The following is a 14073-nucleotide window of genomic DNA, read 5'->3' on the forward strand; positions in this document are numbered from 1 at the left end:
ATATTAAATCTTTTTCTACTGTTCTCCAAAATACCACCCCTGTTTATTTACGTTTTTTTATTTTATAAACTAATGCCAATATTTCTGCTACTGCCTCATACATATCCATTGGAATTTCTTCATCTAATTCAACTTCACTATACATAAGTCTTGCAAGAGGCTTATTTTCAATTATAGGCACCTCATTTTGTTTTGCTATTTCTTTTATTTTTAATGCTACTCTATCTGCGCCTTTTGCAGCTACTATTGGAGCATTTGCTCCTTCTTCATATTTAAGTGCTACAGCTAAATGAGTAGGGTTAGTAACAACTACAGTTGCTTTAGGAACTTCCTGCATCATTCTTCTAGTGGCCATTTCTCTTTGTTTTTGCTTTATTTTACCTTTAATTTGAGGATCTCCCTCATCTTGCTTATATTCTTCTTTTACTTCTTGTTTAGACATTTTTAAATCCTTATTAAATTGAAACCTCTGATAAATATAATCTATTAATGAAATAATAATCATTAACAGAGTTATTCTAGAAAATATATTAACTGTAAGTTTTCCTACTGCAGCTGCCACTGCTTGTGCATTAACACTTCCTAAAGTAAGTATGTATTCATAGTTATCCCTTACAAATTTATACCCTACAAAACCTACTATTGTTATCATAGCCAAATCTTTAAAAAGTTCCATAACTGTTCTCATAGAAAACATTCTTTTAAATCCATTTAAAGGATTTAACTTTGATAAATCAGGTTTTAATGGTTCTGAAGTAACAAGAGCTCCTGTTTGAAGAAAGTTTGCTAGTACTCCCATACACATAATTGGAAGTACTACTGGTAGAAACAATACTCCTATCCTCCATACAACTATAATTGCTATTTTTTGCACACTATCATAACTTAAAGACATAGTTAAATAATTGTTCAAGAAAACTATTAGTGTACTTTTAAGTCCATTACCAACATAACTGCCTAAAGCTACAATTACTATAGTAGAAGCAAGTAAAGTTAATGCCAAAGCTATTTCCTTACTTTTAGCTATCTGTCCTTTTTTTCTAGCATCACTCTTTTTTTTCGGTGTAGCTTCCTCAGTTTTGTCATCAGATGCGAATATTATAAGTAGAGGTATTGTTTTATAAAATCCATTTATAGCATCCTGTATTCCATAAAAGGAATTTTCTATCATTTTTAAAAATATAGGAAGTGCGAAGCAAAATGCTCCAAGTCCTACGAGTATTTTTACTGGCATTCCAAGTATCATTATATTTAGTTGAGGAACTGTTCTAGAAACCAGTCCCATGGTTATATCTGTTATAAGAATTATCAATACTATAGGTATTGCTATTTTCACCGCTATTTCAAAATACTGAATGAATACTTTTACTATTAAATTTATTGAATTTTGGTTCAACCAAAAATTTCCTAATTTTATAACCTTAAAGCTTTCTATTAAAGCTTTTATGAGCATGTGATGTCCATCTACTATGAAAAACACTACCATGCTAAACCAATATAATAAATGTTCTATAAAAGTAGTATTACTGCTTGATGTTGGATCAAACATTGTCATCATTGAAAATCCAACTTGCATATCCATAATATTACCTGCAAATTTCACACTATTAAAACATAGATTTGTTATAAATCCTAAAGTAAATCCTGCCACTGCTTCATTCACGCAGTTTATAACAAATGGTAAATTATTATTAATATTATTGATCCCTGTATAATCTACTCCAGGTATCAATATATATGCAATAACTAAAGTTATACCAACCTTAACTGTATTTGGAGTTCCACTTGGGAAAAAGATAGGCACTACTACAAAAAAACAAAACATTCTAATGCTTATAAGTATTAATGCTGTAAAATATAAAATATCTACTAAAATCCCCTCCCAATATTTTAAATTAAATTTTTAAACACGTAATTTTTAACATTTACTGTGTAATATGCGCTATGTACGTAAATATTCTTTCTGTAAAATTCACTAATTGATGAAGCATCCAGCTTCCTGTAAGAAGTCCAACTACTGCTACTGCAATAAGCTTTGGTACAAAAGTCAAAGTCTGCTCTTGTATCTGTGTAGTAGCCTGAAATATACTTATAATAAGTCCCACTAATATTGAAATTATCAAAATAGGTGCAGATACTATAAGTCCTGTCTGTATTGCATCCTTTATAATGCCTATTACCATATTTTCACTCATTTAGCTCACCTCACGAAAAACTCGTAACCAAAGATTTTACTAATAAATACCATCCATCTACCATTACAAATAATAATAATTTAAATGGCAGTGACACCATAGCTGGAGGAAGCATAAACATACCCATTGACATAAGAACACTAGCTACTACTAAATCTATTATCATAAATGGTATATATATCATAAATCCTATTTCAAAAGCAGTTTTTAGCTCACTTATCATATAAGCAGGCACTACTACATAAAGCGGTGCATTATCCTTTGTAACTTTATAATTCACTTTTGCTGTATCTATAAATAACTGAAAGTCTTTCTTATAGGTATACTTAAGCATAAATTCTCTTAAAGGCTTTGCACCTGCATCAATAGCCTGTTCCTGGGTTATTTTATTTTGCATATATGGTTGAATAGCATTAGCATTAATTTTACCGTAAACCGGCTGCATAATAAATACAGTTAAAAATAGTGCTAGTCCAATTAAAATCGTATTTGGTGGAGATTGTTGGGTTCCCATTGCACCTCTTAAAAATCCAAATACTACTACAATTCTTACAAAGCTTGTCATCATCATGATAAACGAAGGTAAAATGGTGAGAATTGTAAGCATTATAAGTAATTTTAAATTTCCAACATACTGCTGTGGTGTACTTGCATTGTCTACTGAAATATTTACTTTTGGTATTGGAAAAGCCTCTGGAGCTGCATAAGCTTTTGATGTATAAAATGCTAAAAACATAAATACTAAAACTAAAGCACTTATTATAACTTTACTCTTGTTTTTATTCATCTTTATCTTCCTTTTTAAATTTAAGTTTATTATAAAAATCTTTTAAATCAGCATATTGAGGTATAGTTTTAGAGGCTTCTATCTTTAAAATTTCATCTTTATCAATTTCCGAAATTATATTTATTTGGCCTAATGTAGAAGATAATACATATCCCTTATCTCCAATTTTAACTACTAATAGAGAATTTTCCTTTGATAGCGGTGTTCTGTCTAAAATTTTTACATATTTTCCATTCTGAATATCTTGAAGTTTACTTCCACCAAATTTCACACAAATGTATATAAGTATAAGTATAAAAGGTAAAAATATTAGTATTTTTAAAAGCATCACCCCAAATTGTAAGTTCATGCAAATTCTCCATTCTCTCAAATTTTAATAAAAAACTACTGAACTAAAATATCACTAAAATAAACATTGTTAATCTGACCTTTTTTAAGTAAAGGATTTATTTTTTGAATAAGCTCCATTTTTATAGCGTCCATATTTTTGGGTACTATGTCAGCTGCTTTTTTATTTCTAAGTACAGCTATAACTGCATCTCGCACCAATGGTTTTTTATCAGTTAACTCAGTTTCTAACTTTGAATTTTTATCGTATCCTACAAAAATTTTTGCTTTTAAATACCTCTTACCATCTTCATCTGCTAAATTAATCAAACACTCATCTAAACCTACATTTTTTTCTGAAACTATTTGTTCCAAATAACTTTGATTTTGATTTGTTTGCTGAGTTTCAGTCTGGGTCTGAGTTGTTTTTGCTGCAGTTTGAACTGTAGTTTTTGCTGTTCCTTTTGACTTACTAAACATAGTGTAACCAAAATATGCACCTGCACCTACTATTACTAGTGCTACTAAACCTATTACTATAAATATTACCTTTTTTCCACCTTTTTTTTCTGTTTTATTTTCCATTTTACTTTCTCCTTTTCGTTACATATTAGTCAACTTACATAATTTTAAGGTTAACCAATAAACATGAAGTGAAGCTTAGTTTAACTTACTTATGTAATTAAAATGTTTTTTCAGAGGGTTGTTTCATTCCATCACCTAAAAATATTTTTCTTTTGTATTCAATAACTTTTCTAATAATCTCATCATTAGATTCTTTCACTAAATATTTTCTGCCATTAACTAAAGTTACAACACTTTCTGGTACTTCCTGCAGCTTCTCTATCTGATCTGCATTAATAACAATCTCCTTATTATCAAGCCCTACAAGTTTTATCATATCAGCTCTCCTTTTTTAGTTGAAAGTTAAAAGTGGATAGTGGACAGTTAAGGAAGTTTTCCTCCTTAACTCTCACTCTTCAATTATCCACTATAAACAAAATAAACTACCTCTTCAAGTTAACTAAGTCCTGTAATATTTCATCTCCAGTAGTTATTATTTTTCCATTAGCTTGAAAAGCCCTGTTAGCTATTATCATATTAGTAAATTCTTCTGCTAAATCTACATTTGACATTTCAAGCATTCCTTGACGCACATCTCCATAGCCTGCACTATTATCATTAGCTGAACCCAAATTACTTCTTACAACTGGATCTCCTGAATTTGGTGATGTTTGATATAGATTTTTGCCTAGCTTTGAAAGTCCAGCAGGATTTTTAAAAGAAGCCATAGCTATTTGGCCAAGAACTGCTGTACCAGTATCTAATGTAGCAGTAATTGTTCCATCTGATCCTATAGAATATGACTTTATCTTATGACTAGTAGCACCATCAGACAAGGACTCTGGTATAACTAATGGTACTAATCCTCCAGCAAGAATATTTGTATCCGCCCCACCTGTAGCATTTTTAGTATAAGTACCTGTAAATGGTACTTTAGGATTCGCTTTACCATCAGCATAATTTATTACAACATTCTCATTCGCATATCCATATACTCTTAATCCATCAGATGTTAACAAACTTCCTTGGGTATCTCTTGTAAATGAACCATCTCTTGTAAAATTGGCAGTAACTCCAGTACCTGCCATAGTATGATTTTCATCATCAGTAACATAAATCGTACCTGCTACATCTTCTCCTGCTTCACTACTAGTATTATCAGGTACAGCGCCTGTTCCTACAATAAAATATCCCTCTCCATCTATTGCTGCATCAAGAGGATTTGAAGTTGGCTGCATACTTCCCTGACCAGTAGAAGTATCTATACCTGCTAATTGAACACCAAGACCAACTTGTCTTGGATTAGTACCACCTAACTTTGAACTAGCCCCTGTAGCTGCTGCCATACTTTGGCTTACCATATCTTCAAATCTTGCTCTTTGACCTTTATAAGCTGTAGTACTTGAATTTGCTATGTTATTACCTATTACATCTAATTTTCTCTGATTAACTTTTAATCCACTAATTCCTGAGAACATGGATGGTAACATAATTTTATACCTCCTAAAATTCATTTATTTTTACTTTGCTTCAATCGTTCCACAAAGTTTGGCATCCTTGTTTAGGTCCTGCCTTTATAATATAACTACACTATCAATATTAGTAAAAACATTGTTTTTGCTATTTTCTTTAGCCATTGCTGTAATAATAGTCCTATTTTTTATCGAAGTTATAAGAGCTGTATCTTTATAAAGAATTAGAGTTTCTTTGCTTCCTTTTTGTTCTGCTTTATTAATACCTTCATTTATATTTTTCATGTCACTTTCATTAAAACTTATATTTCTTTCTTTAAGTCTTTCTGCTGCATGATTGGATATAACAAAGCTTTCCTTGTTGTCTATTTTCTTATTTAGTAAATCTTTAAAAGAACCACTATTATTTTCATTAACTTTCTTATTGCTACTATTACACCCTTGAAAGTCCTGAATTAAATAAAGCTTACCATTAACAACTCTATATCCCATAATATCACTCTTCCTGCAAATTAACTTTCCTTTAGGTTAGTTATATCATCATATGAGAAGTCCTTAGTTTGATTATTTCCAATATCTACAGTTACTTTTATTCCTTCAGCACCTCTTGATACTGCTTTTACTACTCCAGTGTAATTTTTATTATTACTATCTTTATCACTTAGCTCTACTGTTTTACCAACTAAAGCTGATGCACTTAAAAACTCATTAGTATTATTTACAGTATTTGAATAGTTATTTAAACTACTTGCATCATCTATTTCAGTTGCATCATCAATATCAAACTTTCGAATATCATTAACTATATTTCCATCTTTATCCTTTGTTTTTCCTACTAGTACATTTAATTGTATATTACTACCACTTTTAACTACATTAGTTACTAATCCACTGTAAAAATTACCATTTTCATCTAGTTTGTTTAAAGTTACACTTTTACCTATTAAATTATTAGCTCCCGTAAACTTCATAGTAGTGTTTAAATTAACCATTTGTTCCAAACTTGAAAACTGTGCCATTTGTGATACATATTCAGTTCCATCCTTAGCATTAGAAGGATCTTGATTTGATAACTCTGCAGCTAAGATCTTAAAAAACGCATTTTTATCCATATCCTGACCTTTTTTTACTATTCTAGTACCTCTTGAAGTTTTAGTAGCATTACTATCCTCAGCCTTTTTAACATCACTATTCTTTGAGTTAGCAGCAGTACTCGTATTGGTAGCACTATTTACTCCAGCCATACCTTTGCCCCCTAACTTTTTTAAATTAAGCCTTTTACTATGCCAAAATATTTACATTACTGTCTATTTCATTTTGATCTTCTAGTTCATTTGTAGTTTCTTCTATAGCACCTATAGCCTTAGCCTTTTTATTGTTTTTACCATTTTGATTATTTCCACTATTGGAACCATCTTTAAAGAAAGTAGTATCTTCATTGTAAATATTTAAGGAAAGACTATTAATTTTTGTATCATTATTTTGAAGCTTTTGTGTCATATCTGTTATATTAGAATTTAATAAATTAAAGGCTTCCTTATTTGAAGCACCAATAGATGCTTTCATAACCCCACCTTCTACAGTTAGTTTTATAATAACTTCTCCTAGTTCTTTTGGTGCAATTTTTACTGTTAAGTTCTTTATATTATTAGTTTCCATATACTTTATAGTTTTTATTACATCATTAGTTATATTATTTTTGTTTATTACCATGTCAGCTACATCTTCTACTTTAATATTTTTATTTACATTATTAAATTGAGTCATAAAATTTGTAGCCTTTGAAATTTTATCTTCCTTACCTGTATCACTAGTAAGAGATTTTAAAAAGTTATCTTCTTTTGAAGTTTCCTTATTTAAAGAAGAATTTTTATCAGAATCTTGTTTTTTACTTGCAACAGCCAATTCAGAAGTATTACTATTTGAAATTTCTCTATAAGTTTCTTTGAAATCTAAAATAGTACTTTTACTGTTCTTGTCTATATTATTATCTGTATTAACATCCTTTAAACTTGAACTTAAAGCTAACTTTAATTCTTGTTGTATTTTAGTTAAAATATCGCCTGAAGCTTCCGGCAAATTAACTTTGCTTAAGTTCTCAGTTATTTGTGGTATTACTTCTTTCTCTATTTGATCCATTACTTCTTTTGTTAAAAGTAATCTAACTGTTGGATCTTGCACTTTTGAAAAGTTTTTATCCAAAACTTCCTTAACCTTATCTCCAACAGAACTCAAAATTTGTGAAAGCTTTTCTGTAGCAATATTTTTTTCTTTATCACCTACTGCTTTAACAATAGTATCTAAAGCATCTTTTATTTCAGATATAGTTTTTGCTTTTAAATTTTGCAAATCTTTAGCATCTACTTTTAAAAGAGCTGCTAAAATCATTAATAACTTATCTAAATCAATTTTGCTATCTGAATCTCCACTTAATACTTTTTCTACTATAACACTTTTCAAGTCATCTGGTGATTTAATATTTTCTATGTCCTTATCAGATAAACCAGCTTCTTTTAAAGCCTTTTTAGTTTCTTCAGAAACCTCAAATTTAGAATCTTTTAAATCCTGAGATTTATTGTTTTTATTCAAAGTTTGAGAATCCTGGTTTACTGAATTAGTTTTAGATAATACAGTATTAAATGTACTATTATTGTCTTTTGAAGTACTAATATCACTTTTATAATTACTGCTATTATTGTTTACTACACTTAAAACATTCATATTCATTTTTTTCACCTCCCTTCACGATGGTTTCTTATAAATCCATATAGAGCAAATTCATCATTGTTCCTCTGCTCTATAAGATTTTGCTCTTTTAAAAATGCTGCCTCACCTTTTTCTTTAAGTATTTCAACTGTTTTTCTTTCAACGCGTTTTTCATTTAAATCATATCTTTTATCTTGTAAAGTTTTTTCCTTTAATTTAAGTTCCTCACAAGCTTCATTTATACTATAATTTATAGCATTCAAATATATATGAGTTATTCTGCGTTTTACAGCCGATTCAGTACCTGAAATGTTTCTGTACTTTTCATAATTTTCATTAAGCTGTTGTAATTTTGATTCAACTTTTAATTTTTCATTTTGTGCTTCAGTAAAATTTCTCTTACTTTCTTCTTCTTTGTCTAGTCTGATATCTAAAAGTTTTTGCAATCTAAAATTGTATTTGCTCATAAAATCCCCCCTTAATTATTGAAAAATACCTTTTAAAGAAGCTACACTTTCCGAAAAAGCTGTATGTTCTTTGATCCCCTGTTTTAAATAACCTATTATGTCATCATAATACTGTATTGAAGTATCTACTTTCTTATTGCTGCCTTTTACATAAGCTCCTATATTTATCAAATCCTCTGAGTTCTTATAGGTTGAAAGAAGATCTCTAGCAAATGATGCTGTTTTTTTGTGATCATCTTCTGCTACTTCAGACATAAGTCTACTTATACTACTTAGTACATCTATAGATGGATAATGATTTTTAGCAGCTAAATCACGAGATAACACAATATGCCCATCTAATATACCTCTTACTGCATCTGCTATAGGTTCATTAAAATCATCACCATCCACTAGTACAGTATAAAAAGCTGTAATAGATCCCTTATCAGACATACCTGCTCTTTCCATAAGCCTAGGAAGCTTTGCAAAAACAGAAGGCGTATACCCTTTTGTTGCTGGTGGTTCTCCTATAGCAAGTCCTATTTCTCTTTGTGCCATAGCAAATCTTGTTACAGAATCCATCATAAGTATTACCTTATTTCCTTTGTCCCTAAAGTATTCCGCAATAGCTGTAGCTGTAAAAGCCCCTTTTAATCTTACTAATGCCGGTTTGTCCGAAGTCGCACATACAATTATAGACTTTTTCATACCTTCTTCGCCTAGATCTTTTTCTATAAAGTCCTTGACTTCTCTTCCTCTTTCGCCTATAAGAGCAATTACATTAACATCTGCCTCTGCATATCTTGCAATCATACCAAGAGTTGTGCTTTTTCCTACACCACTACCTGCAAAAATACCAATTCTTTGTCCTTCTCCACAGGTTATAAAACCATCAATAGCACGAATTCCTGTAGGTATAACATCCTTTATTCTTCTCCTTTTTAATGGATCAGGCGGTTCAGTGTCTAGCGGATAAACCGTTCCTACTCCTATTTCTTCTCCATCTAAAGGTTGTCCAAGTCCATTTAAAACTTTTCCAAACAATTCATCTGAACACTTTACACTTAAAGGTATTCCTTCTGGTACAACTCTGCAGCCTGGAGCAATTCCTATTAATTCTCCAAGTGGCATTAGGATAACATTATTCTCCTTGAAACCAACTACTTCACAGGTAACAGGATGATTTTTTTCATTATATATAGTACAAACCTCGCCAACAAAAGACTTTATTCCTTCTACCTCTACTGTAAGTCCTATAACTTTACTTACTATTCCTTCTGAGTAGTCAAAATCCATTTCATGTACCTTCTTATTTAAGGAATTAAAGTTTATGTTAATCATAAAAACACCTGCCTACTGATCCTTAAGTACTATCTCTTTTACTTTTTCTATGGCTCCATCAATACTGACTATAATCTTACCATTTTCTCTCTCAATGATAGCTTTTCCAATTTCCACATCTTTATCAGGTATAATAAAAATATCTCCTCTAAATGGAAGTTGTTCTTTCCACAATTCTACTTTATTTTTTAATTCTTCACAATACGTTTCATTGCTTTTTATTATGAAAGTTTTGGTGTTTTTCACTCTAGATAAGGCTTCAAATATAACATCATTTAAACCATCCTTATCTTTAACTTCTCTTTTTAAAATGGATTCAACACAGTTTACTATTAACTCTCTTATTTCTTCTTCTTTTTCCTTTAAATATCTTTCTTTTTCCACTTTACAAGTTCTTAATATATTATCTGCATTATCTTTTATTATTTGACCTTCTTTTTCAGCTTTTTCTATATTTTCCTTATATCCTTCTTCATAAGCTTTATTAAATCCATCTTCACTACCTTTTTGTAATCCTTCATTATATCCTTTATTATATCCTTTTTCACATGCTTCTTTTTGTAATCTTTCTGCTTCTTCAAAAGCTTTTGAAATCAATTTATCACTTTGCACTCTAGCATTTTCTACCATAGTCTTAGCTAAACTCTCATAACTATCTATAAAAGTTTTAGCATTAGTTTCAGCCAAGTTTTTTTGTTCAACCGATTCTTGAGTTTCAAATTCTGTTACTATTTTCTTTAACCCATCACTAGCTACGCTGGTACTTTTAATAATTCTATACGATGATTGCATCTTCTCCACCTCTTGATATTACTATCTCTCCAGCTTCGTCTAATCTTCTTATAATACCTACAATTTTCTGTTGAGCTTTTTCAACATCCATAAGTCTTACTGGTCCTAAGAATTCTATATCTTCCTTTAAAGCAGCTGCAGCTCTCTTAGATTGATTTCTAAAGATAGCATTTGCAACTTCTTCAGAGCAGCCTTTAAGAGCCAATCCAAGCTCCTTATTTTCAACTTCTCTAAGAACTCTTTGTATAGAAACATCGTCAAGAGTAATAATATCCTCAAATACGAACATAGACTCTTTAACTTTTTCTGCTAATTCAGCATCTTCTTTTTCAAGTCCTTCCGTAATATTCTTCTCTGTAGTTCTATCAACTTGATTAAGAATTTCTACTATTGTCTGAACTCCACCAATTACCTTCATATCAGATTTAACTACAGAAGATAGTTTACCATCTAGAACTTTTTCAATTTCCTTTACTACTACTGGAGATGTATTGCTCATTGTAGCTATTCTATATGCTACTTCTGCCTGTACGTCTTCTGGCAATGCAGATAATATTTGTCCTGATTTATCTGATTGAAGATAACATAATATAAGTGCAATAGTTTGAGGATGCTCATTAGTTATTATGTTTAAAAGCTGATGGGCATCTGCCTTTCTAGCTATTGCAAAAGGCCTAAACTGTTGTGTAGCCTCTGTAACCTTATCCAATATCTCCATAGCCCTTTGACTACCTAAAGCCTTAGACAAAAGACTTTTAGCATAATCCATTCCGCCCTCAGTTAAGTAATCTTTAGCCTTATTCATTTCTATAAATTCTGCAAGTATTTCTTGTTTCTGGTCAGATTTAACTGATGCTATATTAGCTATTTCATAGGTTATTTTTTGAATTTCTGATTCTGGTAGCTTTTTAATTATTCCTGCAGAAGCCTCTGGTCCAAGGGTTATAAACAATATGGCTGCTTTTTGAACACCTGTTAACTTTTCATTTTCTTTAGCCAAATCCTATCACCTCTCATCTTCTGCTAGCCATGTTTTTACAATATCTGCAACTTGTTCTGGCTTGTCTTTTGCATAATTCTTTATTTCATTTTCCATATGAGTCTGTTCATTCTCTTCTTCTAAATCTGCTGATTTAAACTTAAACTGCTGTTTTGTAGGTTCTATTTCATCTCCTACAATTACATCAATTCCTTCAGTTTCATCATCAAATAATTCTTCTTCTTCCTCTTTCTTCTTTCTTCTCCATAAGAATAAAGCTACTGCTGCACCAAGAACTAGTGCTCCTAAAACTCCAAGTATAGTATACATTTTTGTCTTTTTAGCCTGATCTGCTGCTTTATTCATAGCATCTAAATCTTTTTTAGCTTTATCCTGCAGTGTGGTATCAAAAGGAATACCTTCTACATTTATAGTATCTCCTCTTTTAGCATCATAGCCTATAGCTGACACCGCAAGATTATTTATGGAAGTTTTAGTTGTAGGATCTACATTTCCATCTAAAGCCACAGAGGCTGTTAATCTTTTTACTGCTCCTGCCGCCTTTATAGTTTTCTGTTTTACCTCTGATACATCATAGTTTTTAGTACTTTCATCATGAGTTGATGTACCATTGCCATTATTTGCTGTTGTGGTGTTAGTCATATTATTATCCACAGGACTGCTAGAAGCTGTGGTTCCTTTATCTGTAGAAGTATCTTTTATATTATGTTCACTTACCACTACACTCTTTGGATCATATGTAGTAGAATCCTGCTGTACAGCATCGAAATCTAAATCTGCATTAACTTTAACTTTAACTTTGTCCTTTCCATAAACAGCCTCCAGCATATTTAAAAGTTTCTTTTCCAATTCTTTTTCATATTGTTGTTTTAAATCTTGCTGTTTTTCTGCTGATGTAGTAGAATCGCTTATATCTTTATTACTATTATTAAAAATATCCTTGGAAAGTAAAGTTAACTTGTCATCTATTACTTCTACATTTTCTTTAGGAATATTCTTAACACTTCCTGATACTAGTGATACTAATGCTTTTACTTGATCTGAATTTAACTTTTGTCCTTGTTTCATCTGCAATGTTACAGACGCAGTTCCTGGTTGTGTATCCTTAACAAATTGGGTATCATCTGGGAGTACAAGACTTACCCTTGCATTTTGTATTTCTGGAAGACTTTTTATAGTTCTTTCTAATTCTCCCTGAAGAGCTCTTTGGTAATTTATCTTCATTTCTGCATCTGTAGACCCTAATTTAGTTTTATCTAAAAGTTCAAATCCCTGGCTTCCATTAGTCATACTAACTTCCGATAACATCTGCATTCTCAATTTATCTACTTGACCTTTAGGTACTAATATAGAATTGCCTTGAACTTTTGCATCAACTTTGTCAGTTTGAAGTTGTTTATAAACTGCTGCAGAATCTGCAGAGTCCATATTAGAAAATAAAACCTCATACTTTGTTGAACCTAAATACATTCCTAAATATATTAAAGTTCCTATAATTGCTGTGAAAATTATTCCAAAAGCTATCTTCTTTTTTTTACTTAAGCCTTTCCATTTCTCTATTAAATTTTTAAAAATTTGTGATAGCTTACCCATTAACTTAGCACTCCTTACTTACTATAACTGTGTCCTATTTAGTTCTTGATAGGCCTCCACGAACTTATTCCTAATCTGGACTGCAAGTTCTAATGACATTTTAGCTTCCTCAGTATCTAACATAACTTTATGTATATTTGTTTCATCACCTTTTATAAAACTCTCAGTGGTATCTTCTGATTTTATTTGCTGTGCATTTACTTCATCTAATTTTCCTTTTAAAAATTCTCCAAATCCCACAGATTCTGTTTCTTTATTTTCTGAGTTATCATTACTACTAGTTCCAATTTTTTGAAAAATTTTACTATCAGGAACAAATTCATTTATCTTCATAATAAATCACCCTACTTTCCAATTTCTAATGCTTTTGAGAACATAGTTTTTTCAGAACTAATTGCATCTATATTAGCTTCATAAGATCTTGTAGCTACCATCATATCTGCCATTTCATTTAAGATATTTACATTTGGTTTAGATACATATCCTTGGGCATCTGCATCTGGATTTGATGGGTCATAAACTCTTCTAAGAGGTGATTGATCATCTACAATTCCTACAGCTTTTACTCCTAGAGGAGTTTGTTCATATTGTCCATTCTGCTTATTTAGTTGATTAGTTAAATTTTCTTGAAAAACCGCAATTTTTCTTCTATAAGGTTGTCCATTAGTACCTCTAGTAGTATCTACATTAGCTATATTAGAGGCTATGGTATCCATTCTCAGTCTTTCTGCCGAAAGACCACTGGCACTTATTCTTAAATTATTAAATGCTTTAATCATAAAAATTCTTCCCCTTCATAAAAATAAAATTTTCTCTACTAAATTTTACACAATTGTTACACACTCTA

Annotated in this window: 17 protein-coding genes; all 17 read right to left on the minus strand. The window is 30.8% G+C overall.

Going from position 1 to position 14073, the window contains the following annotated elements; genetic code table 11:
- Positions 1-43: 43 nt before the first annotated feature.
- Positions 44-1876, minus strand: coding sequence for a fused FliR family export protein/FlhB family type III secretion system protein (locus tag HBE96_RS01740; RefSeq protein WP_169296104.1), 1833 nt, complete (start codon positions 1874-1876; stop codon positions 44-46).
- 49 nt (positions 1877-1925) lie between these two features.
- Entirely contained in the window at positions 1926-2195 is a 270-nt protein-coding gene (fliQ, locus tag HBE96_RS01745; RefSeq protein WP_169296048.1) for a flagellar biosynthesis protein FliQ, read from the minus strand.
- 10 nt (positions 2196-2205) lie between these two features.
- Positions 2206-2982 carry a flagellar type III secretion system pore protein FliP gene (fliP, locus tag HBE96_RS01750; RefSeq protein ID WP_206154790.1) on the minus strand — a complete coding sequence of 259 codons (777 nt, stop codon included), beginning with the start codon at positions 2980-2982 and terminating at the stop codon, positions 2206-2208.
- Positions 2975-3331: a flagellar biosynthetic protein FliO gene (fliO, locus tag HBE96_RS01755; RefSeq protein ID WP_169296049.1), complete on the minus strand. Its 357-nt coding sequence runs from the start codon at positions 3329-3331 to the stop codon at positions 2975-2977. The genes fliP and fliO overlap by 8 nt, the downstream gene beginning before the upstream one ends.
- A gap of 35 nt (positions 3332-3366) precedes the next feature.
- Entirely contained in the window at positions 3367-3894 is a 528-nt protein-coding gene (locus HBE96_RS01760) for a flagellar basal body-associated FliL family protein (protein ID WP_169296050.1), read from the minus strand.
- A gap of 97 nt (positions 3895-3991) precedes the next feature.
- A complete protein-coding gene (locus HBE96_RS01765; protein ID WP_169296051.1) occupies positions 3992-4210 on the minus strand; it encodes a flagellar FlbD family protein in 219 nt (72 codons plus the stop codon).
- 106 nt (positions 4211-4316) lie between these two features.
- A complete protein-coding gene (locus HBE96_RS01770; protein ID WP_169296052.1) occupies positions 4317-5363 on the minus strand; it encodes a flagellar hook-basal body complex protein in 1047 nt (348 codons plus the stop codon).
- A gap of 84 nt (positions 5364-5447) precedes the next feature.
- Positions 5448-5837, minus strand: coding sequence for a TIGR02530 family flagellar biosynthesis protein (locus HBE96_RS01775; RefSeq protein ID WP_169296053.1), 390 nt, complete (start codon positions 5835-5837; stop codon positions 5448-5450).
- A gap of 20 nt (positions 5838-5857) precedes the next feature.
- Positions 5858-6589, minus strand: a complete 732-nt coding sequence (locus tag HBE96_RS01780) for a flagellar hook capping FlgD N-terminal domain-containing protein (RefSeq protein WP_169296054.1) — start codon at positions 6587-6589, stop codon at positions 5858-5860.
- 37 nt (positions 6590-6626) lie between these two features.
- Positions 6627-8072 carry a flagellar hook-length control protein FliK gene (locus HBE96_RS01785; RefSeq protein ID WP_169296055.1) on the minus strand — a complete coding sequence of 482 codons (1446 nt, stop codon included), beginning with the start codon at positions 8070-8072 and terminating at the stop codon, positions 6627-6629.
- Between the two features lie 5 nt (positions 8073-8077).
- Entirely contained in the window at positions 8078-8518 is a 441-nt protein-coding gene (gene fliJ / locus HBE96_RS01790) for a flagellar export protein FliJ (protein ID WP_169296056.1), read from the minus strand.
- Positions 8519-8533: 15 nt separating this feature from the next.
- Positions 8534-9841, minus strand: coding sequence for a flagellar protein export ATPase FliI (gene fliI / locus HBE96_RS01795; protein WP_169296057.1), 1308 nt, complete (start codon positions 9839-9841; stop codon positions 8534-8536).
- A gap of 12 nt (positions 9842-9853) precedes the next feature.
- Entirely contained in the window at positions 9854-10633 is a 780-nt protein-coding gene (locus HBE96_RS01800) for a FliH/SctL family protein (protein ID WP_169296058.1), read from the minus strand.
- Positions 10617-11633, minus strand: a complete 1017-nt coding sequence (fliG, locus tag HBE96_RS01805) for a flagellar motor switch protein FliG (RefSeq protein WP_169296059.1) — start codon at positions 11631-11633, stop codon at positions 10617-10619. Before fliG ends, HBE96_RS01800 begins: the two co-directional genes overlap by 17 nt.
- A gap of 6 nt (positions 11634-11639) precedes the next feature.
- Positions 11640-13226, minus strand: coding sequence for a flagellar basal-body MS-ring/collar protein FliF (fliF, locus tag HBE96_RS01810; RefSeq protein ID WP_169296060.1), 1587 nt, complete (start codon positions 13224-13226; stop codon positions 11640-11642).
- A gap of 21 nt (positions 13227-13247) precedes the next feature.
- Positions 13248-13559: a flagellar hook-basal body complex protein FliE gene (gene fliE, locus HBE96_RS01815; protein WP_169296061.1), complete on the minus strand. Its 312-nt coding sequence runs from the start codon at positions 13557-13559 to the stop codon at positions 13248-13250.
- A gap of 11 nt (positions 13560-13570) precedes the next feature.
- Entirely contained in the window at positions 13571-14005 is a 435-nt protein-coding gene (flgC, locus tag HBE96_RS01820; protein ID WP_169296062.1) for a flagellar basal body rod protein FlgC, read from the minus strand.
- Between the last annotated feature and the right edge of the window lie 68 nt (positions 14006-14073).

The organism is Clostridium muellerianum (genome assembly GCF_012926525.1).
GTDB lineage: Bacteria > Bacillota > Clostridia > Clostridiales > Clostridiaceae > Clostridium_AM > Clostridium_AM muellerianum.

Bases quoted from the DNA above. Each gene is read 5' to 3' on its own strand.
- flgC (WP_169296062.1), bottom strand. From the start codon at position 14,005: ATGATTAAAGCATTTAATAATTTAAGAATAAGTGCCAGTGGTCTTTCG.
- HBE96_RS01785 (WP_169296055.1), bottom strand. From the start codon at position 8,072: ATGAATATGAATGTTTTAAGTGTAGTAAACAATAATAGCAGTAATTAT.
- fliF (WP_169296060.1), bottom strand. From the start codon at position 13,226: ATGGGTAAGCTATCACAAATTTTTAAAAATTTAATAGAGAAATGGAAA.
- fliQ (WP_169296048.1), bottom strand. From the start codon at position 2,195: ATGAGTGAAAATATGGTAATAGGCATTATAAAGGATGCAATACAGACA.
- fliP (WP_206154790.1), bottom strand. From the start codon at position 2,982: ATGAATAAAAACAAGAGTAAAGTTATAATAAGTGCTTTAGTTTTAGTA.
- fliO (WP_169296049.1), bottom strand. From the start codon at position 3,331: ATGAACTTACAATTTGGGGTGATGCTTTTAAAAATACTAATATTTTTA.
- HBE96_RS01770 (WP_169296052.1), bottom strand. From the start codon at position 5,363: ATGTTACCATCCATGTTCTCAGGAATTAGTGGATTAAAAGTTAATCAG.
- HBE96_RS01780 (WP_169296054.1), bottom strand. From the start codon at position 6,589: ATGGCTGGAGTAAATAGTGCTACCAATACGAGTACTGCTGCTAACTCA.
- HBE96_RS01765 (WP_169296051.1), bottom strand. From the start codon at position 4,210: ATGATAAAACTTGTAGGGCTTGATAATAAGGAGATTGTTATTAATGCA.
- HBE96_RS01775 (WP_169296053.1), bottom strand. From the start codon at position 5,837: ATGGGATATAGAGTTGTTAATGGTAAGCTTTATTTAATTCAGGACTTT.
- HBE96_RS01760 (WP_169296050.1), bottom strand. From the start codon at position 3,894: ATGGAAAATAAAACAGAAAAAAAAGGTGGAAAAAAGGTAATATTTATA.
- fliI (WP_169296057.1), bottom strand. From the start codon at position 9,841: ATGATTAACATAAACTTTAATTCCTTAAATAAGAAGGTACATGAAATG.
- fliE (WP_169296061.1), bottom strand. From the start codon at position 13,559: ATGAAGATAAATGAATTTGTTCCTGATAGTAAAATTTTTCAAAAAATT.
- fliJ (WP_169296056.1), bottom strand. From the start codon at position 8,518: ATGAGCAAATACAATTTTAGATTGCAAAAACTTTTAGATATCAGACTA.
- HBE96_RS01800 (WP_169296058.1), bottom strand. From the start codon at position 10,633: ATGCAATCATCGTATAGAATTATTAAAAGTACCAGCGTAGCTAGTGAT.